Below are 19,528 nucleotides of genomic sequence, written 5' to 3' on the forward strand. Positions count from 1 at the left end.
TTCATTCGCCTACGCCTGGATTACTATCGGTATTTGCTGCCTTTTTGTATTACACAACCCCAAATTAAAAACCATAAAATTTTCATCCCCGGCAGCCTCGGCCTTGCTTGGTTTTCCAGCACCTTAATTCGCTGCTCCAGCTCCAGTATTTTCTCTTCTTCCTGCGTCATATTCTTACCTCCTTTCTTATTTGTACATTTACAAGATATCTATGAATGACATAATAGTCTCTGTATATTATCTTATACTATATACAAATTATCTATATGGAGGGAATTAATGAAGAAAAATACAAAACTAATCTTCATCGTTCTAATCCTTTTAATCTGTGGAATAACATCCTTAGCCCTCCACTCCTTCCGAAATCATATGAACAGAGAAGTCATTCATTATCTAATAGAGACGAGAAATTATAAGAAGGAAGATTTTTATAAAGTATACACCCAGATTGCCAAAGCTCCCCTCGTAAGTACCACGGTGATTTTCGCAGACGAACCCTACGCAAGATACTTTTATCGAAAAGAAAATGGAAGGATCTATCAATACAGCAGGGCTCCTGTTAAAGGTAATGATCCTAGCTATACATATAAACATATCGAAGAGGATCTCCCGTGAAGGAGTCACTCTATTAAAAAGACGCGTTTGTCCAGCAGTCAGCAATTGGTGCTTGGGCAAATGCGTTTTTTTGATCTCCCCTGTTCTAAATAAGTAACCATCGTTTGCGTAGACAATATTGGCGTGGTGCTTAGCAGCTATCGGACACAGTTGATCTTATGCGTTGCATAACCCTCCATTTCGAAGTGTAACGGACCCCATCGCCTTTATTGGCATGAGAAACACCTTACAAGGCCCACTTTTTAAGGAATAGCGTCACTGGGGTCCGCGAACTTGCTCAAAAGTCTATTTATATGCAAATAACGACTTCTGAGTCCATAACCCTCTGGCGATAATTTATGAATAGGCATTCTCTACTCTCAAACACAAAGAAATTTTCTCAGGAACAAAATGTGACCTAATGCCGTCCTAAATGGTGTTATAGGTAAAGGGGGGCACAGTATCATGCAGCGATCCATGACCCGGCCGGGAAATCATGTGATGAAGAGTTACGAAATCTACGCAGATATGCTGTTCCGGATCGCTTTGGTCCATCTAGGCAGCCGGCAAGATGCCGAAGAAGCCACTCAGGATACCTTCATCAAGCTAATAGAAAAAGCGCCAAAGTTCAAAGATGCCGAACATCAGAAGGCATGGCTGATCCGGGTAATCACCAACCATTGTAAAACACTACTGGGCAGAGGCTGGCGCAAGCGCGAGGTTAAGCTGGAGAGCGCTGAGCCAATTGCGGCAGACAGCCCCGAGGATTGGGCTCTGCTGCAGTTAGTTATGGCGATGCCCATGAAGTATAAAACCGTAATCCATCTTTATTATTACGAGGACTATCCCATCCAGGAGATCAGCAAGATTCTGCAGATTAGCCAGTCTGCTGTGAAGATGAGACTTCAGCGGGGACGGCAACTGTTAAAACTGGAGCTGGAAGGAGTGGAACCACAGTGAAGGAAGATCAGTTTCGAACAACATATAAGAAAGCGGTGGATTCGATGAAACCAGGTGAAGAAATGAAAAAAGAATTGTTCGACAAAATGGAGCAGCGGCAGGAGCGGAAACGTCCGCGCAAGACGGTTTATATCGCGGCAAGTGTCGTGCTCGCCGCAGGAATCGGTCTGGCTGGGCCTAGTATATGGCAGCAGTTGAACAGTCAGGGCTCCCCGGGGCAGGTTGCCCAGGTAACTCCGGGTGCAAGCAATGCTGGCAATTCGGGCACAGCTACATCGGGCAGCATTGTCATTCCCAAGCTGAAACTGCCAGATAAGGAATCTGGCGTGAAGGCAGATATGATCGCCTTGGTCGTGTATAAAAATAATATTTACACACAGTCAGCGACTCGCATCGACGCTGCCGATGCTGCCGCTCTGCGCGGTGACAAGTTAGGACGCACTACAGGCGGCATCAACGAATGGAGCGGTAACGACGAATATATTGAGTTAGCCTCGAACATCGGCGAAACGGATCTCTATTCCGTGAAGGGCTATGACTCCAGCTTCCTGATTATGTCCTATTCGGAAATCAACGGCGAGGTATTCGCTGAACTGTATGAGCACACGAACGGCATCACCATAAACAGCGGCGCCGACCTATTCGGCAAGCTGAATCTTGAAGGCCGAGTTACTTCAGCTCAGTGGGAAAGCTTCAACAGCTGGAACAACGGCCTCCAGCAGCAGGCGCCAATCGCCAATGGCGAGGCGCTTGATGGCTTCCTGACAGCACTCCAAGCGACTAAACCGCTGGCAGCAGAGCCGCTGATCGAGCAAGGCATCTACGACAGCGAAGACCGCAAGATCATCTATCTGCAGCTGGAAGACAACGCCCGAGTAGAGCTGACGCTGTTCGGTCAAGGACTTGTACGCTACGGTCAGGCACCGGTATTCTTCGAGGTCGAATCCGGGGCATTCCAGCAGCTGTGGGACAGCATGAAACTTTAGGGATGTTGGTGGATACCCAGGGCCTGCGGTTGGGACTGCGGTTGGGATTGGGACTGTGATCGGGACTGCGAAATGCGACTAGGAGTGTGATTGGGATTGGGATTGGGATTGCGATCGGGACTGCGACTAGGGCTGTGGTTGGGATCGCGATTGCGATCGGGGCTGCAACTGCGGTTGGGACTGCGGTTGAGATCGCGATTGAGATTGAGATTGCGATTGGGCCAGCGGTCGGAAGCAATTGGGTACATCGTTTCGGTCGCCTTGCTCTCCATTGGAGGAATTTAGCTGACTGCTAACAAAAACGGCGCTGCTTCCAAACCATTTCATGGTTTGGAGCAGTGCCGTTTTGTGCTTTACTGTATGGTTTATGAGCTCGCATACTAGATATGCTGGTTGCAGAGGTGAAACTACTGACTGTTCCTTTATAGGCTACTTCTCATTGTAATTTCTGCAACTACATCTGCGAGGAGCATGGCACTAACGAGCTAACGAACTAACCTCCTTCACCTCGAGCTATCGGACCTAGATGCCGCTATTTGCTGATTTTCAGCCTTTGGAGCATGGTTTCGGACTCAATGGACGCTAATGCCTAGAAAGAGACTCAAATGCGGTACTTTTTATGCCAATAGCGACTATGGAGTCCGTTAGAATTGCAAATGTGGAGAAAAACCTCTTTAAGGGTCAGCTGGGTCCGATAGGAGCCTCATACCAAAAATGCTCCCTAATCAAACGAAGTTTGGTGTTTAGTATAAGTAAGTTTGCAGCAAGAAAGAGTGCCCCAACAGCTATTTTATCGGATACCGGATAACTCTTTCTTTTTTTCTGTCCATAACAAATCTTTCATACTCCAGAGTCCTTATGTTACTAATCCTCAGTCAAATACAATTCAAATTTCCTCACTATTAAACTATTTCACATGGTAAAATAAACCTGATTTAAATAAAAGGAGAGTACATAATATGGGATTTTTCAAAGGAGTATTACAGGGTCTTCTTACAATAATAGAAAATAGAGAATATCAGAAACTTTCGGAATCAAATACTATAAAAATCGATAATAAATTAACTTATACTCCAACAGTAAACAGACAATTCGCCATCATTGAAATTAAAGGTAATAATTATCTGCATAAAGATAGCATATTGAGTATGAAATTGAGTTCAGGATTTTTATCCATTGGAAACGTTATGATAAGTCGTTCATTAGTGTCAGGAAATCTTGATATGCTTAATTTATCGCAAGATGACTTTAACAATGGCGTTAACCTATATGGAATGATTTCTGACGAACGACAGAATGTAACAGAGATAGTATGTTGCTTGAAAAATGATATTTCCTTAATTCAAGGGTACGTTCAAGAAGCGCTCGCTATTAAAAAGAATGAAGCTGAAAGAAAATTCATAATTCAACAAAATGAACAACTTAGGAAAGAAGAGGAAGAAAAACGAAAAAAATCACAAAAAGAATACTTCCAAACGCATATCAAAGAAAAACAAATTATGAAATATGGAATACGTCACACTAAATGCTGGAGATGTCATGCTCCTTTAGGCACTGAGACACACCCTATTCATTATTCTTGTGGTTGGCTCCAGTGTGACTGCGGTGCATGTAAATGCAATTATCACAGATAGTAAAAGAGTATTTTCGTTTTCATCGGTTACTTCTCCTTAGTGGGTACTTGTAAACTCAACCGCGGTGACCGGGGGCTAGAGTTATTGCTGGATTAATTCTTTACGAAGCAATTTGTCCCAAAGGCAAATCAAAAGTACGCAGTATTTAGAGCATGCTTCTACATTGTGCGTTCAGTCATTCGCGAGCATCTCCTGTTGAGCATTATAATCCGACTACTACGACATAAAAAAGGAACGCCCACCATGGACGCTCCTTTTTTTCTTATTCGTCTACAAAATTCTAGCTAGTTACGCATTTACACTTTCCGTTTTTCGATCCTGTCTTGCGTGTAATGTTTTCATCGCAAATCTTGCTATCGGCTGCGCAACCAACAGTTCAATCCAAAATGCTATACCAAAGTTTCTTGGCCAGATGTGAAGGAAATTTTTAAGTGGATCCAGGCTTATTTGTTTCGTCCCAACCCATGTGCCGATAATTGATAGTAAGATAGATAACACCGTGACATTCAATAAAGTATTCAACAGAATCCTTGCATTAAATCCATCTGTTTGTCCCATGAATTTCGGCATCACTTTCCCGACAATCGGTCCTGCAACTAATCGTACAGATAAAACTACGATCATCCACATAAACGGAATAACCTTTAGTGTATCTATATACACTTCCTTACTGAAGCCACGTTCCAACCCCACAATAATAGGGGCAATAGTGTTTACTGAAATGATTGAAATAATGAGTAAAAATAGTATACCTTCTTTTCCGTTTCTGGGCAGTCTTTTGTCTCCATGCATGTTTGTCATCTCCGTGAATAATATTTCAGATGGCAGACGTATCATGAGACATATATTTTTGGCCCAACAAAAAAGACCAATATCTCTACACACTGATTTAATAATTATAACATTTATTTAAAATGAATGTTAGAACTTCTACTGAAATTTATTAAATCCCCCTACTAACAAAGAACAGCTACCTGCATGCGCCTTAACAAGAGCGGCAGTGGCAGAGAAGTAAACTGCCGTACTCTACAAATGACACTAGAAATATTCTAGATTGGCTACAATGATAACCAGTGGTACTTTGCAAGGTTTTTCAGAATATTATTGATGGTCTTAAGGAACGCTATACGCAAATCGGGGCTAAAAAAAAGAATACGAAGACTCATACAAGGAAATTGACTTAGTATGTTGCTACTCTGGTCGGAACTATATAAAGCTAAAGGTAGCTGCTGAACGACTGGGTATGACTCCAGCGATGTTCAACGAATAATACTCACACCTACTCCCAATCATGCAAGAAGAGGCCGTTGATAAAATTGAAGCAGAACTGAATAAATACGCTGAAAAACAGCTCGAAACTGCAGAAAAATAATTCCCGTTAGCAAATCCGTTAGCAAACTCAAAATTCTGTTCTTTATCCATTCTACTTTCTTATATTGCTAAGCTTATAGACAGCAAAAAACCCTTACAAAGTAAGGGTTTTTGATAAGTGGGCCCTGAGGGACTCGAACCCCCGACCAATCGGTTATGAGCCGACCGCTCTAACCAACTGAGCTAAGGGCCCGGATCTAAAAATATCCGAATGTACAATTGCTGTTGTAATAAAATTGGTTGCGGGGGCAGGATTTGAACCTGCGACCTTCGGGTTATGAGCCCGACGAGCTACCGGGCTGCTCCACCCCGCGTCAGAAATAATATTCAAACAGCGACAATAAATAATATACAGTACAAAATGGGTCTACGTCAAGGATGAATTTGTAAAAGTTCTCAAGGCAAAAATCTAACCCCATATCTTCCTTTGCGGGATCGATAAATTTCCACAAAACTTGGGTCATGATAGCCATAAATCCAGCCATCTTGCTCCAACCTTTTTGCTAAACAACCTGCTTGAAATCTCGTTCTGAACAGTTTCGCGAAGTATATCCAATTCATGATGCCCTCTTCTCATTTTTGCAAATTAATCTCACGCTGCTCTGAACTTATCATGCCCAAGTTCCACAAAATAAGCCACCGGAAATCCGGTGGCCGCTACATATTCCAAAACTTAATCCCCTATAGAGTCGAAATAATATGTGGGATCTTTTTCGAGCGTACCCAGCATGGTATTCCCTTGCTTCTCCCAAGCTTTGAGGGCACTCTCCACCGTTCTTTTGCCCTGATAAACTTCTGTGAATAGTTGGCGCCCAACATCGTTAATACGGCTAATTCCAGGCTTCTGTGTTTGTAGGACGTTCATCAAAGGATCATTGGCTGGTAATGGTTTGAGCGTATAGAAGGATTCCAGATTTACTGAAGGTACCTTCGTGGTAATGTAATCCTTACGGGAAGTTAGTTCCCCGCGGGTATGAGCTTTAATTTTGGCTACCTCATTACTGTTGACGAACTTGATCAAATCCCAAGCATCTTCCTTATTAGCAGCCATAGTGTTGATAGCCATCATATTACCTACCCAAGTACCTACAGCCACTCCTGGTTTCTCCTTAAAAGTAGGTACGGTAACGAAACCCCAATCGACGGGATTGTAATTTTTAATTTTTGCTGCATTGCGGCTCACACCTGCAAGCTCATTAAGATAATCGTATTCTCCAATTACCATTGCAGCTTTTCCGGTAAGGAATAGATCCCCTTGGACAGGACTATAGGTGCTCCGTTCTGTTTCTATAAAATCCATACCGTTTAACCCAGGTGTAATTTGCTTTTTCACCAATTGGCTGTAAGTCGTCCAAGCTTGACTCCACTGTGTTTGGTTTACCTCCATCTTATGTCCCTTGTTGTCATACATAGCAAGCTCAAGCGGTGAGACATAGGTCTGCATATCCCAGAAAGGATCGCTCATATAACGGTTCATCGAAAATCCATATATACGCTTATCTTTATTTGTCGATTTCTTGGTCACCTTTTCGGCCAGCGCGAACACTTCATCCCAAGTCATTCCGTCCGTCGGATAACCTACACCAGCAGCATCAAAAATACCTTTGTTAAAATATAACGCACTCGACATAAAGGTCGGTGCTAACGCGTAAAGACTTCCTCCACCCAGCTCACGTACTCCATTTAACATTGTAGGTGCCATATTGCTTAAATCATATTGATCTCGTGCGATAAGCGGCTCCAGCGATTGCACCAGATTATGCTTCACCAAACTCTTCACCAATGTACTATCACCGACGATTACATCAACTGGCTGTGCACCGCCCATAATTGTTCGGATATTCTCCAGATTATCTGGGTTAACCTCTGGATAGGTGCTGTCAAAACGAAGCTCATTCATATTGATGGCTGGAATAATCTCAAGTTTGATTTCAGGATGCTGCAATTCATACATATCTGTAAACTGCTGACGAAAAGAAGAATCGTCTTCTCCAGACCAGAGGCTGCCAATACGTAACACGCGCTGTTCTGTAGATGGCTTAGAAGCCTCTGCCCAGGCTGTATGCCTGCTTTCAGAAATTAAAGGCAATAGCAGTGCAGCACATACTCCAAAGCTTAACCAGCGCCGCCATAGCCTTCTATTATTTATATGATTCATTCTTGAACCCTCCCATAAAATACTCAATCCATCCACCTTATGAATAATTACCCATAATTCTAGTAACAGTATATAGCTTTATTCAGGAGGGGAAGTTACAGGCTGTTTAAAGTTATGCTACGATTTCTTCATATTATTTCTATAAAAAACATTCCGGGAGTTTTCTGAGGATCCTGATATGCCTTTCTACGGCAGGATAATTGCACTTTGTGCGACTATTACAGCTGTGTGTGTTGCGCTTCTCCTTTTAATTGCACTATGTGCAGTTAAAAAACGTTATTAGGAGCTTTCGGCGGATTTCTGGTGGATATAATTGCACAAAGTGCAACTATATCGCCATATCCTCTAAGGAAGGTTAGTTTAAGTGCACGAACTGCAACTATTCTGCGTGTGTGACGACAGCGCGATGGAATCACCGGGGCAGAGTATAGTATTCCAGAGTGTCAGAGCACCTTTTCCTTTTAATTGCACTCGGTGCAGTTAAAAAGAAAAGCCTCCCACCAAAATGTGAGAGGCCCGTCCAATCTATACTCAGGTATTTAGTTTAAACGCCAAATGCGGAAGGATCTTTTCTCCAAGATTTCAGCAGTTCCACATCTGTAGCTGCGATCTCGCCTTGTGTAAGAGCCACATCAATCAATGTGCTGTAGTTGGACAAGCTTTGTAATGGCATTTCAGCGGCAGCAAAAGCATCGACCGCACGATCCAGCTCGTAGCTGAAGATTGCCAATACAGCCAACGCTTCTGCGCCTGCTTCTTGCACAGCTTGAGCTGCTTTGATGGAGCTTCCACCAGTGGAGATCAAGTCCTCGATAACGACTACCTTTTGCCCCGGCTTAATTAGGCCTTCGATCTGATTCTGCTTGCCGTGACCTTTAGCTTTATCGCGGATATAAGCCATTGGCAGATTGAGTTTATCAGCTACCCAAGCTGCGTGAGGAATGCCTGCGGTTGCTGTACCTGCGATCACCTCTGCATCTGGATACTGGCTTTTAATAAGCTCAGCGAAGGCATCAGCAATATAGTTACGTACCTCTGGGTAAGCCATAGTCAGACGGTTATCGCAATAGATCGGGGATTTAATACCAGAGGTCCAGGTAAAAGGCTCCTGCGGTCGCAGTGCCACCGCTCCTATCGTAAGCAGATAACTTGCTACTTGTTCACTTCTATTTAATGTACTCATGCTAGGGTCATCTCCTCAATAATATTTAGTGCTGCTTGACGTGGATCAGCTGCAGTTGTAACAGGACGTCCCACCACCAGGAAGTGGCTGCCTTGCTGAATGGCTTTGCCCGGCGTCATCACCCGGGACTGGTCACCTAGGGATGCACCTGCTGGCCGGATACCAGGTGTAACTGTACAAAATGCGGGCCCACAAGCCTCTGCGATCGCTGAAGACTCTTGCGGTGAAGCCACTACTCCATCCAGACCTGCAGCGGCTGCCAGCTTAGCGTATCTGACTACAGTATCTGCTACGTCTCCTGCGATTCCAATTTCGTTATTCATCACTTCTTGGCTCGTGCTGGTTAGCTGTGTAACTGCGATAATCAAAGGCATTTTAAGCGCAGCATTCGCATTAACTACTGAAGCAGCGCCTTCCCGGGCTGCAGCCATCATCGCTGAGCCTCCTGCGGCATGTACGTTAAACATATCCACACCGAGGTTCGTAAGGCTTTCTGCCCCGCCTTTTACCGTGTTAGGAATATCATGCATTTTGACATCTGCAAATACAGAATACCCCCGAGATTTCAGTTCATTAATGAATTCCGGTCCGGCTGCATAGAAGAGCTGCATTCCCACTTTCATATAACAAGGAATCCCTTCCAGCTTGTCAATCAAGGTTCTTGCCCCAGCAACATCAGGGTAATCTAAGGCGATCATCAAGCGATTCGCCATTTCATTCCACTTTGCATCTCCCTGTCCCATAACCGTTCTCCCATCCAGTGCAGACTTAAATCCACACTCTTCATTTATTAGCCCCTAGGCATAGCGGAACGGTCTGCGTAAACGCAAACCGCCCTATACATCTTTATGAGATTAGTTTAATTGTCCAACAAAAGCAGGCATGGACTGTGACGAGAAGTTGATCGTCTGCAGCATTCTGAGCAGTGCCGTTACTGTATCGAGTGATGTCATACATACGACGCCATTCTCAACCGCTTCACGACGGATACGGAATCCATCACGCTCTGGTGTTTTCCCTTTAGTCAGTGTATTAAAGACGAAGTTGGCTTGCCCACCACGAATCAAGTCGAGAATGTTCGGCGCACCTTCATCCAGCTTGTTCACGTTCATTACGTTGAGACCAGCTTCTTCAAGCGCTTGAGCGGTGCCTCCGGTAGCAATGATCTTGTAACCCAACGAGTGGAAGCCTTTCATAAGCTCTACAGCTTCTGCTTTATCTTTATCTGCCACTGTAACGATGATAGCGCCAGTTGCTGGAATTTTCATTCCTGCTCCGATTAGACCTTTATACAAAGCTTTTGCATATAATTTATCGCGGCCCATAACCTCACCCGTCGATTTCATTTCAGGTCCGAGTGTTGGTTCTACTCTACGCAGCTTGGCAAAAGAGAACACCGGCACTTTAACCGATACATAATCACTTTCCGGCCATAGACCTTCTGTATAACCATCATCTTTCAGCTTGCCGCCGAGAATGATTTTGGTTGCCAGATGCGCCATTGGAATTCCAGTTACTTTACTCAAGAATGGAACCGTACGCGATGAACGCGGATTTACTTCAATTACGTACACTTCATTCTGATAGATGACGAACTGGATGTTGACCAGACCAATCGTTTTCAGTTCCTTAGCAATCTTGATTGTGATCTCAGCAATTTTTGCTTTCAGACCTTCATCCAGATACTGCGGAGGATATACAGCGATGGAGTCACCGGAGTGAACGCCTGCACGCTCAACATGCTCCATGATCCCTGGAATAACTACCGTCTCACCGTCACAAATTGCGTCTACCTCAACCTCTTTACCTAACATGTAACGGTCAATCAATACCGGATGCTCCGGATTCACCTTAACCGCTTCTACCATGTAGCTAAGCAATTCCGCATCATTATATACAATTTCCATTGCGCGTCCACCAAGTACATAGGAAGGACGTACCAGCACCGGATATCCAAGCGATTGTGCAGTTTCTACTGCTTGATCTACGTTGATAACCGTCTTCCCTTTTGGTTGGGCAATATCCAGACGAGCCAGCAAAGCTTCGAATTTCTTCCGGTCTTCAGCTTCGTCAATACTGTCTAGGCTAGTTCCGAGAATCTTAACGCCAGCCGCACTTAATGGTGCAGCAAGGTTAATGGCTGTTTGGCCTCCGAATTGTACGATAACCCCAATCGGATTCTCTTGCGCAATTACGTTCATTACATCTTCAAAGAACAAGGGTTCAAAATACAACCGGTCCGAAGTATTAAAGTCCGTAGATACAGTCTCAGGGTTATTATTGATAATAACCGCTTCATAACCTGCCTTCTGAATCGCCCACACTGCATGCACAGTGGAGTAATCGAACTCAATCCCTTGACCGATCCGGATTGGACCCGATCCAAGTACGATAACCTTTTGTTTATCGGAATGAATGACTTCATTTTCAGTCTCATAAGTAGAGTAGTAGTAAGGTGTAGAAGCTTCGAACTCAGCCGCACAGGTATCTACCATTTTGAATACAGGCGTTAATCCTCGCTCTAAACGAAGCGCGCGTACATCAGCTTCTTTGATGAATTTAACGTTCGCTTGTCCTTCTGCACGAATCTCAGCAATCGCACGGTCTGTAAAACCTCTGCGTTTAGCTTGATACAGGGTTTCTGCTGATAAGCTTTCATCCCCACGGATAACCTCTTCAAAGTTGATCAATCCCTCGATCTTGGACAGGAACCACCAGTCCACGTTAGTGATATCTTGGATCTCTTGCAAGCCAAATCCGCGGCGGAAGGCTTCCGCGATCAAGAACAACCGCTCATCATCAGGTTTTGCCAGACGTTCACGCAGGACGCTTTCTTCCAAATCTTCAGCGCCCGGCAGGCGGAAACGGTGTACACCGATTTCCAGGGAACGAATTGCTTTATGAATGGACTCTTCGAAGGTACGACCGATGGCCATAACTTCTCCAGTTGCTTTCATTTGTGTGCCCAGCTTACGGTTCGCATGAATGAACTTGTCGAACGGCCAGCGTGGGATTTTGCTTACGATATAGTCAAGTGTAGGCTCGAAGCAAGCATAGGTCTGTCCAGTAACTGGATTGACGATTTCATCAAGTGTGTAACCAAGCGCGATTTTGGCAGCCATTTTGGCAATCGGATAACCGGTTGCTTTCGAAGCCAAAGCCGAAGAGCGGCTGACACGTGGATTTACTTCGATTACATAATATTGATAGCTTTGCGGATCCAGTGCGAACTGCACGTTGCAGCCACCCTCGATATTCAGCGCACGAATGATTTTGAGTGAAGCGCTGCGCAGCATTTGATATTCACGATCGGATAACGTTTGGCTAGGTGCCACAACGATACTGTCACCTGTATGCACACCTACCGGGTCGAAGTTCTCCATGTTGCAGACAACGATACAGTTGTCGTTCGCATCACGCATAACCTCGTATTCAACTTCCTTCATGCCGGCAATACTTTTCTCCACCAAACATTGTCCGATCGGGCTATAACGAATACCTGCTTTGACAGTCTCAAGCAGCTCTTCTTCGTTGTCGCAGATCCCGCCGCCGGTGCCGCCAAGCGTATAAGCCGGGCGTACAATTAGAGGGAAACCAATTTCCTCAGCGAATTTCATCGCTTCATCTACTGTGGTAATAATAGTGCTCTCTGGTACAGGCTGTTCCAGTTCGCGCATCAGATCACGGAACAAATCGCGATCCTCTGCTTTTTCGATGGACTCAAGCTGGGTACCTAGAAGCTTAACATTCTCTTGCTCTAGTACTCCTGCACGAGCCAATTCTACAGCCATATTAAGACCTGTCTGTCCTCCCAAAGTTGGCAACAAGCCATCTGGGCGCTCCTGGCGGATGATGCCAGTTACGAATTCAAGGGTAATCGGCTCGATATAAACTTTATCAGCCATATTGGTGTCAGTCATGATAGTCGCCGGGTTACTGTTGATCAGCACAACTTCCACGCCTTCTTCTTTCAGGGCCTGACAGGCCTGCGTTCCGGCATAGTCAAATTCTGCGGCTTGCCCGATAACAATCGGTCCAGAACCGATTACTAATATTTTTTTAAGCTTTTCATTCTTAGGCATGTTATAGAGCTCCTTTCACGGCTTCAAGCTGTTTTACTGTAGGTTTTGGCGCCGTGATTCTGGCGTTTGCCGCAAGCTGCGCCTGGCGCGAGCTTACAGGTGTGTTAGCTTTATGATCAGCGATCATCTGTAAGAAACGATCGAATAAGTAGCTGCTGTCATGAGGTCCCGGTGCTGCTTCTGGATGGTACTGTACTGAAAACGCAGGATAACGGGTATGTTTAAGTCCTTCAACGGTCTTATCATTATTATTAATGTGAGTAACCTCTAGATCCGTGCTCTTCACAGAGTCTTCATTCACTGTGTAGCCATGGTTCTGAGAAGTAATGAAGCAACGTCCGCTCTCCAATTCTTTAACCGGATGGTTACCGCCACGGTGTCCGAATTTCAGCTTCTCTGTATCCGCGCCACAAGCCAGTGCAAACAGCTGGTGACCTAAGCAGATACCGAAGATTGGGTATTCACCAAGCAATTCTGAGATCGTCTTCACTGCATGTGGAACGTCTTTCGGGTCCCCAGGGCCGTTGGACAGCTGGATACCATCTGGATTGAGGCGACGAATCTCATCAGCAGTTACGTCATGAGGTACAACTACAACATCACAACCGCGATTGTTCAACTCGCGTAAGATACCAGCCTTCGCTCCGTAATCTACCAGCACGATGCGTTCTTTAGTTCCCGGGCTATTGTACATGCTTGGAGTAGATGTGCGAGCTACCTGATTGCGCAGTTCTTCAATTGAAGTGTCGCCCATCATTTCCATCAATTCCTCTACCCGTTTGTTAGAGGTAGTCAGGATCGCCTTCATTGTTCCGTAGTGGCGAATAATCCGCGTCAACATCCGGGTATCAATCTCGCTGATTCCAGGAATATCGTATTCTTTCAGCAGGTCGTCCACACTGTATTCTGCGCGCCAGTTACTTGGAACTTCTTCATGACGACGCACTACAAAACCGTGTACGAAAGGTCGAACAGATTCGAAATCATCCCGCGTAATCCCGTAGTTCCCGATCAATGGGTACGTCATGGTAACGATTTGTCCGCAATATGAAGGGTCAGACAGCACCTCTTGATATCCTGTAATTCCTGTGTTAAAAACAACCTCGCCTGTCTTTTCACCTTCAGCGCCAAATGCGGTACCTGTAAATAAAGTTCCGTCTTGAAGCAGCAATCTCGCCTGCATTCCCTTCCACTCCTTCATGTTCTGTAGTCTAATACGTATGCCTTGCATGCCTTCCGGAGTGTACGCGCTCAAATTGCTGATCCGCAAAGATCAGCAATTTCGCCTCACCAGTCCGCTAGTTTTTCTCAGTCCATACGGCTTTGCCGTCCACCCAAGTTTTTACTGGCCAACCCTTAAGCTTCCAGCCGCCAAAAGGTGTGTTGCGTCCTTTGCTTGCGAAGGAACCTGGGTCTACTTCTTTTTCCTGCTCCAGATCGATGAGTGTCAAATCTGCAGGAGCTCCGATCTCCATAACCCCGGTGTTCAATCTGAATACTCGTGCAGGATCGGCAGTCATTCTTTGTACTAGTAAGGATAAATCCCATTTTCCGGTTTCTACAAACGCCGTGTATAAGAGGGGGAAAGCTGTCTCGAATCCAACGATACCAAAAGGTGCCAGCTGCATTCCTTTCGCTTTCTCTTCCTCACTATGTGGCGCATGATCTGTAACAATCATATCTAGTGTGCCATCAAGCAACCCTTCGATACACGCCTCAACATCGCGGCGGGAGCGCAGCGGCGGGTTCATTTTCCAATTGGCGTCAAGGCCTGGAATATCGTCTTCAGCAAGAAGCAAGTGATGCGGACATACCTCAGCAGTTACTTTAATGCCGATCTCTTTTGCTTGGCGAATCAGCCGCACCGACTGTTCAGTACTGACATGGCATACATGGTAATGAACGCCTGTCGCTTCTGCCAGCAAAATATCGCGTCCAACATGGATCGCTTCTGACTCATTCGGAATTCCTTTGAGGCCATGCTTCTTAGCGAACTCACCTTCAGCTACACAGCAGCCCTCAACCAGCGAGTTATCTTCGCAGTGAGCAATGACTGGCATATCGAGCGATGCTGCGATGTTCATTGCATCTTTCATCATTTGAGCACTTTCTACGCCCACACCGTCGTCTGTATAACCAATAGCTCCAGCTTCTTTGAGCGCCGCAAAATCCGTCAACTCACGTCCGAGCTCATTTTTCGTAATGGCTGCATAAGGAAGCACTTTAACTAGTCCTGCTTCACGCGCCTTGTCTTTCACAAATTGCACGATCTCCGGGCTATCTGTCACCGGACGAGTATTTGGCATACATGCAATGGTTGTAAATCCGCCTTTAGCAGCTGAGCGACTTCCGGTTTCCACTGTTTCCTTGTGTTCAAATCCCGGTTCACGCAAGTGCACATGCATATCAATGAGTCCCGGAATGAGCAGCTTACCTTCAGCATCAATGATCTCCGTGGCTTCTCCGATAGCTTCATTTCCGTCGATTATAGCCGAGATCACACCATCCTGTAGTTCGATGTGTTTGCGCTCAAGCAAGCCTTCCTTATTCAATACGCTGGCGTTTCTAATAATCACTGTCATGATTCTACCTTTACCCTCAGATCACAGCTGCGGGCCCTCTCGTTATTATATAATAAAAATTCATCTTTGTGTATATTTATTAGTCTCTATACGTTAGCATTCTGTAAGCTTATAGTAAAGCTCTTTCGAGAACCGCCATCCGAACCGGTACGCCATTAGACATTTGCGGGAAAATCCGCGATTGACTGCACTCTACTACTGCATCATCAATCTCTAGATTCCGGTTAACCGGAGCTGGATGCATAATGATTGTGTCTTTGGCGAGCTTAGCTGCCCGCTCTTCTGTTAGACCATAGTGGCTACGGTAATCTTCAGCAGACAGCTTAATGCCGGAAGTATGGCGCTCAAGCTGTACTCGAAGCATCATTACTACATCCGCTTTAAGAGCTTCTTCCATAGTTACGTAAGGCGCATACTCCATAAGCTCAGGAGCCTTCATATTATCCGGTGCGCAGAACTGCACCTTGGCTCCCATTTTCGTAAGCCCCCAGAGATTAGAACGCGCTACGCGGCTATGCATAATGTCCCCAATGATGGAGACTGTCAGGCCTTTTAGTTCCCCAAAGGTTTTGGTCATGGTGTATAAATCAAGCAGCGCCTGCGTAGGATGTTCATTGTTACCGTCGCCCGCATTGATAAGCGGTATGGACACCTTCTCAGCTAACTGCTGCAGCACACCTGCAGGCTTCAAACGCACAACTCCGGCATCGATCCCCATCGATTCCAGTGTGCGCACTGTATCGTAGATCGACTCCCCTTTTTCTACACTAGAAGCTGCAGCCGTAAAATTAAGTACTTGCGCACCTAGTCGTTTCTCTGCCATCTCGAAAGAGAAGCGTGTGCGTGTGCTGTTCTCAAAAAACATGTTAGAAATAAAATGGGAGTTCAAGATGGGCGTCAGCTTTTCACTTTGATTGTCCCAAAATGCTGTTCTGTCAAGCAGTTGGATAATTTCCGACCGGTCAAGCTCTTTGATTCCCAGCAGACTACGTTCCTTTACCTTGGTAAGTGTCATGATGTTATCGTTCCTCCCGGTTTGAAATAATGTAGACCTCATCTTTGCCGTCGTATTCCTTCAGCGCCACTTCAATCTGCTCGTGCTTTGAGGTAGGTACATTCTTACCGATGTAGTCCGGCCGGATCGGCAGCTCGCGGTGTCCGCGGTCAGCCAGTACTGCCAGTTGAATCATTCGTGGGCGTCCGCAATCCATCAAAGCGTCCATCGCCGCGCGGATGGTGCGTCCGGTGTAAAGTACATCATCGAACAAAATGACTTTCTGATCATGGATGCCAGCACTTCCTGAAGTAATAACGACGTTACTCTTCACTACTGCTTCACTGCCTTCCACTTCACGATCATCCCGGTAATGTGTGATATCCAGCTCACCGTATGGAATCTCGACGCCTTCAATCTCCTTGATGCGCTCAGCGATACGCTGTGCCAGATACACACCTCGTGTCCGAATGCCGACCAGCAGACAATTTTCGATACCTTTGTTCTTCTCCAAAATCTCATGAGCAATACGCGATAAGGCCCGGCGGATCGCCGTTTCATCCATAATGACATTTTTCTCAGTAACCATAATCTTGTCACCCTCCAGCTTGTTCGCCTATTCAAGTTCCCGGAAATCAAAAAAATCCTTGCCTATAACAGGCAAGGAGTGAAATCCGCAGATGAGGAAGATGACGGCCGCGCGCATAAAAAGACAGTTCCGTATTTACACACGGATACCTTTCTAAGAGTCGCGAACCTCGATTCACGTTACCTTGCCAGCCTCACAGGACTGAATTAAAGGCGCTATTCATTTAACAAGAATTATGACAGAACAACCCCCTCATGTCAACTTTCTCTGCCTAAACTTTTGCACTTCTCTTCCTTACTTCTATTAACAACAAGGGGAAAGCGGTACTCAGTATATCTGCATAAAAAACGAGGCTGGTCCCAAATAGCCGTTTCATCACTTTTAGGACAGCCTCGTTTATGTTCTTAACACTACTTGATGTCCAAATGGTTCAAGAGGCGCACCTAGTAATGCTCCAAATGATGCAATCGTTGAGGTACTTATATAGTAATTAGGGAATTCCTCCCTGAAATTCAGAGATTTCTGTTCATCAGACTTGTAATTAGGGAAAACTTCCCTAATTATTGACCGATTCAGTAACTAATATAGAACCCCCCTGATTATTAGGGAGGTTTTCCCTGATTTCGTTCATTTAGAGCGAATATCGGTTAATTTCAGGGAGCTTTTCCCTAATTAGTTTAAAACCCACTCTTTACTTCACACAAACACAGAACGCATATAGCTCACCACACAAGTCCGCCACACAAGTCCACCGCACAAAGTCCACCGTCACAGCTACCACAAATCATCTACTGCAAGCTGTACGAAAATCACACACAGCCATTCATCCACCACCCACCCCAATAGTACAGAACACGACACGCGGCTTATAGTCATAAGGCACAGCAACATCTACAACATTTCCTATTCCATAAAAAAGAAGCTGCCCCAAAGTAGAATTCACTACTTTTGAGACAGCCTCATTAATTTCAATAACAATGCTTAAAATTCAAATTCCACATCGCTAAGACGTCTTTGAATTTCAGAGATGACACGTCTCTCTTCCTCTTCACCTTTAGCAATAAAGGTAACGGAGAAACGAACAAACGGACCTGCATCATCCCAAGGCACAGTGGAGATCAGCTTCTCACGAATCAGGAATTGGGAGAAATCCTCACCGGATTCAAAGCGACGGCCGTCTTTGATTCCCTTAGGTGCAGCGACATACAGGAAGAAGGAACCTTTTGGCTTCTCAGCCTTAAAGCCAAGGCTGTTCAGTGCATCAACTAGCAGGTTGTGACGACGGGAGTATTTATCCGCAATCGCTTCAGTAATCTCCGGATGAGCAAGACCATAAGCCGCTGCTTTTTGAATCGCGATAAATTGGCCGGAATCGTTATTATCCTTCACATCGCTGAAAGCTTTAACCACTAGCGGATTACCAGCCACAAAACCAATTCTCCAGCCCGTCATATTGTAAGACTTAGAAAGAGAATGCAGCTCTACACCCACATCCTTTGCACCTGGAACGGAGAGGAAGCTAAGTGGCTTCAAACCGTCATAAGTCAAGGCAGCATAAGGTGCGTCATGGATAACCACTACATCGTATTTTTTCGCCCATGCAACGACCTCAGCAAAAAACTCAGGAGTGGCACTAGCGCCCGTTGGATTGTTTGGATAGTTTAGATAAAGAAGCTTAGCTTTACGAGCAATGTCTTCTGGAATTTCGTTCAAATCTGGAAGGAATTCATTCTCCTTCTTCAGCTCCACTGTAAATACTTGTCCACCCAAATATTTAGTATGTGTACCCAAGACTGGATAACCCGGCACGGTCATAATCGTGATATCACCTGGATTGATAAAACAAGATGGCAACATAGCCAGCGCAGGCTTCGATCCGATGGAGTGAACTACCTCCGTGTCTGGATCAATTCCTTCCACCCGGAAAACTTCCCGCAAATATTCAGCAGCAGCAGTCTTGAATTCGGCAATTCCGTTGTCCGCATATCCGCGGTTTTCTTCCTTCGCTGCTTCTTCAGCAAGCTTAGCTACGATACCCGCATCCGCCATCTCATCCGGCTCGCCTACGCCCATATCAATTAGTTCAATGTTAGGAAAATCCTGTTTTGCGGATGCTTTAGCACGTTTGATTTTCTCGAATTTATAAATCGAAGTGTCTTTGCCATAATTGGCACCGCCGATGCGGTCTGCAAAATTAGTCTGAATGAAGCTATCTTGGTATTGTTCAATACTCATACTGTCATCTCATCTCCTGAATATCTATTCTACTTTTAAAAGAAACGGCTTCGCCGTCCCTTGGATGGCGTATGTTTCCGGATATCCGTTTCATTATAAAAATAAGGATAAAGAATAAGGCATTACCCTTTCTTTATCCTTATGTTTTTAAATATGCCGT

The 19,528-nt window shown here is 45.2% G+C and carries 16 protein-coding genes and 2 tRNA genes; 5 read left to right on the top strand and 13 right to left on the bottom strand.

Annotation, left to right across the window (positions count from 1 at the left end):
- Positions 1–23 precede the first annotated feature (23 nt).
- Positions 24–170, bottom strand: coding sequence for a hypothetical protein (locus MKX34_RS24245; protein ID WP_170914301.1), 147 nt, complete (start codon positions 168–170; stop codon positions 24–26).
- A gap of 109 nt (positions 171–279) precedes the next feature.
- Here MKX34_RS24245 and MKX34_RS24250 point away from each other — a divergent pair, with 109 nt between their 5' ends.
- The 5 genes from MKX34_RS24250 (at position 280) to MKX34_RS24270 (ending at position 4,174) form a co-directional block, all read left to right on the top strand.
- Positions 280–615, top strand: a complete 336-nt coding sequence (locus MKX34_RS24250; RefSeq protein ID WP_076213969.1) for a hypothetical protein — start codon at positions 280–282, stop codon at positions 613–615.
- Positions 616–1,059: 444 nt separating this feature from the next.
- Positions 1,060–1,554: a sigma-70 family RNA polymerase sigma factor gene (locus MKX34_RS24255; protein ID WP_076103793.1), complete on the top strand. Its 495-nt coding sequence runs from the start codon at positions 1,060–1,062 to the stop codon at positions 1,552–1,554.
- A complete protein-coding gene (locus MKX34_RS24260; protein WP_081384049.1) occupies positions 1,551–2,540 on the top strand; it encodes a hypothetical protein in 990 nt (329 codons plus the stop codon). Before MKX34_RS24255 ends, MKX34_RS24260 begins: the two co-directional genes overlap by 4 nt.
- Before the next feature lie 86 nt (positions 2,541–2,626).
- Positions 2,627–2,836 (top strand): hypothetical protein, encoded by a 210-nt coding sequence (locus tag MKX34_RS24265; protein WP_076297510.1) that lies wholly within the window; start codon positions 2,627–2,629, stop codon positions 2,834–2,836.
- A gap of 663 nt (positions 2,837–3,499) precedes the next feature.
- On the top strand, positions 3,500–4,174 hold the full coding sequence (locus MKX34_RS24270; RefSeq protein ID WP_076297511.1) for a hypothetical protein: 675 nt from the start codon (positions 3,500–3,502) through the stop codon (positions 4,172–4,174).
- Between the two features lie 288 nt (positions 4,175–4,462).
- Here MKX34_RS24270 and MKX34_RS24275 read toward each other — a convergent pair whose 3' ends face one another.
- The 12 genes from MKX34_RS24275 to MKX34_RS24330 form a co-directional block, all read right to left on the bottom strand.
- Positions 4,463–4,966, bottom strand: coding sequence for a hypothetical protein (locus MKX34_RS24275; protein WP_076098561.1), 504 nt, complete (start codon positions 4,964–4,966; stop codon positions 4,463–4,465).
- 698 nt (positions 4,967–5,664) lie between these two features.
- Positions 5,665–5,738, bottom strand: a tRNA-Ile gene (locus MKX34_RS24280).
- Positions 5,739–5,782: 44 nt separating this feature from the next.
- A tRNA-Met gene (locus MKX34_RS24285) sits at positions 5,783–5,859 on the bottom strand.
- 359 nt (positions 5,860–6,218) lie between these two features.
- Positions 6,219–7,703 carry an extracellular solute-binding protein gene (locus MKX34_RS24290; protein ID WP_076297512.1) on the bottom strand — a complete coding sequence of 495 codons (1,485 nt, stop codon included), beginning with the start codon at positions 7,701–7,703 and terminating at the stop codon, positions 6,219–6,221.
- 544 nt (positions 7,704–8,247) lie between these two features.
- Positions 8,248–8,886, bottom strand: a complete 639-nt coding sequence (pyrE, locus tag MKX34_RS24295; RefSeq protein WP_036683370.1) for an orotate phosphoribosyltransferase — start codon at positions 8,884–8,886, stop codon at positions 8,248–8,250.
- Complete coding sequence (gene pyrF, locus MKX34_RS24300; RefSeq protein WP_076146022.1) at positions 8,883–9,629, bottom strand: orotidine-5'-phosphate decarboxylase; 747 nt, start codon at positions 9,627–9,629, stop codon at positions 8,883–8,885. Before pyrF ends, pyrE begins: the two co-directional genes overlap by 4 nt.
- A 111-nt stretch (positions 9,630–9,740) precedes the next feature.
- Positions 9,741–12,968: a carbamoyl-phosphate synthase large subunit gene (carB, locus tag MKX34_RS24305; protein ID WP_036683372.1), complete on the bottom strand. Its 3,228-nt coding sequence runs from the start codon at positions 12,966–12,968 to the stop codon at positions 9,741–9,743.
- Position 12,969: 1 nt separating this feature from the next.
- Positions 12,970–14,151 (bottom strand): glutamine-hydrolyzing carbamoyl-phosphate synthase small subunit, encoded by a 1,182-nt coding sequence (gene carA, locus MKX34_RS24310; RefSeq protein ID WP_051491286.1) that lies wholly within the window; start codon positions 14,149–14,151, stop codon positions 12,970–12,972.
- A gap of 115 nt (positions 14,152–14,266) precedes the next feature.
- Complete coding sequence (locus tag MKX34_RS24315; RefSeq protein WP_076297513.1) at positions 14,267–15,550, bottom strand: dihydroorotase; 1,284 nt, start codon at positions 15,548–15,550, stop codon at positions 14,267–14,269.
- Positions 15,551–15,659: 109 nt separating this feature from the next.
- Complete coding sequence (locus MKX34_RS24320) at positions 15,660–16,565, bottom strand: aspartate carbamoyltransferase catalytic subunit (protein ID WP_036683376.1); 906 nt, start codon at positions 16,563–16,565, stop codon at positions 15,660–15,662.
- A gap of 4 nt (positions 16,566–16,569) precedes the next feature.
- A complete protein-coding gene (gene pyrR / locus MKX34_RS24325; protein ID WP_036683379.1) occupies positions 16,570–17,133 on the bottom strand; it encodes a bifunctional pyr operon transcriptional regulator/uracil phosphoribosyltransferase PyrR in 564 nt (187 codons plus the stop codon).
- 981 nt (positions 17,134–18,114) lie between these two features.
- The gene (locus tag MKX34_RS24330; protein WP_076297514.1) at positions 18,115–19,368 is read right to left on the bottom strand and encodes an LL-diaminopimelate aminotransferase; all 1,254 of its coding nucleotides are present in this window, start codon (positions 19,366–19,368) and stop codon (positions 18,115–18,117) included.
- Between the last annotated feature and the right edge of the window lie 160 nt (positions 19,369–19,528).

The organism is Paenibacillus sp. FSL R5-0636, assembly GCF_037974255.1.
In the GTDB taxonomy this organism is placed as follows: domain Bacteria; phylum Bacillota; class Bacilli; order Paenibacillales; family Paenibacillaceae; genus Paenibacillus_AQ; species Paenibacillus_AQ odorifer.

Bases quoted from the DNA above. Each gene is read 5' to 3' on its own strand.
- MKX34_RS24290 (WP_076297512.1), bottom strand. From the start codon at position 7,703: ATGAATCATATAAATAATAGAAGGCTATGGCGGCGCTGGTTAAGCTTT.
- MKX34_RS24255 (WP_076103793.1), top strand. From the start codon at position 1,060: ATGCAGCGATCCATGACCCGGCCGGGAAATCATGTGATGAAGAGTTAC.
- MKX34_RS24320 (WP_036683376.1), bottom strand. From the start codon at position 16,565: ATGACACTTACCAAGGTAAAGGAACGTAGTCTGCTGGGAATCAAAGAG.
- carB (WP_036683372.1), bottom strand. From the start codon at position 12,968: ATGCCTAAGAATGAAAAGCTTAAAAAAATATTAGTAATCGGTTCTGGA.
- MKX34_RS24275 (WP_076098561.1), bottom strand. From the start codon at position 4,966: ATGCATGGAGACAAAAGACTGCCCAGAAACGGAAAAGAAGGTATACTA.
- MKX34_RS24250 (WP_076213969.1), top strand. From the start codon at position 280: ATGAAGAAAAATACAAAACTAATCTTCATCGTTCTAATCCTTTTAATC.
- MKX34_RS24270 (WP_076297511.1), top strand. From the start codon at position 3,500: ATGGGATTTTTCAAAGGAGTATTACAGGGTCTTCTTACAATAATAGAA.
- MKX34_RS24330 (WP_076297514.1), bottom strand. From the start codon at position 19,368: ATGAGTATTGAACAATACCAAGATAGCTTCATTCAGACTAATTTTGCA.
- MKX34_RS24315 (WP_076297513.1), bottom strand. From the start codon at position 15,550: ATGACAGTGATTATTAGAAACGCCAGCGTATTGAATAAGGAAGGCTTG.
- carA (WP_051491286.1), bottom strand. From the start codon at position 14,151: ATGCAGGCGAGATTGCTGCTTCAAGACGGAACTTTATTTACAGGTACC.
- pyrE (WP_036683370.1), bottom strand. From the start codon at position 8,886: ATGAGTACATTAAATAGAAGTGAACAAGTAGCAAGTTATCTGCTTACG.
- MKX34_RS24245 (WP_170914301.1), bottom strand. From the start codon at position 170: ATGACGCAGGAAGAAGAGAAAATACTGGAGCTGGAGCAGCGAATTAAG.
- pyrR (WP_036683379.1), bottom strand. From the start codon at position 17,133: ATGGTTACTGAGAAAAATGTCATTATGGATGAAACGGCGATCCGCCGG.
- pyrF (WP_076146022.1), bottom strand. From the start codon at position 9,629: ATGGGACAGGGAGATGCAAAGTGGAATGAAATGGCGAATCGCTTGATG.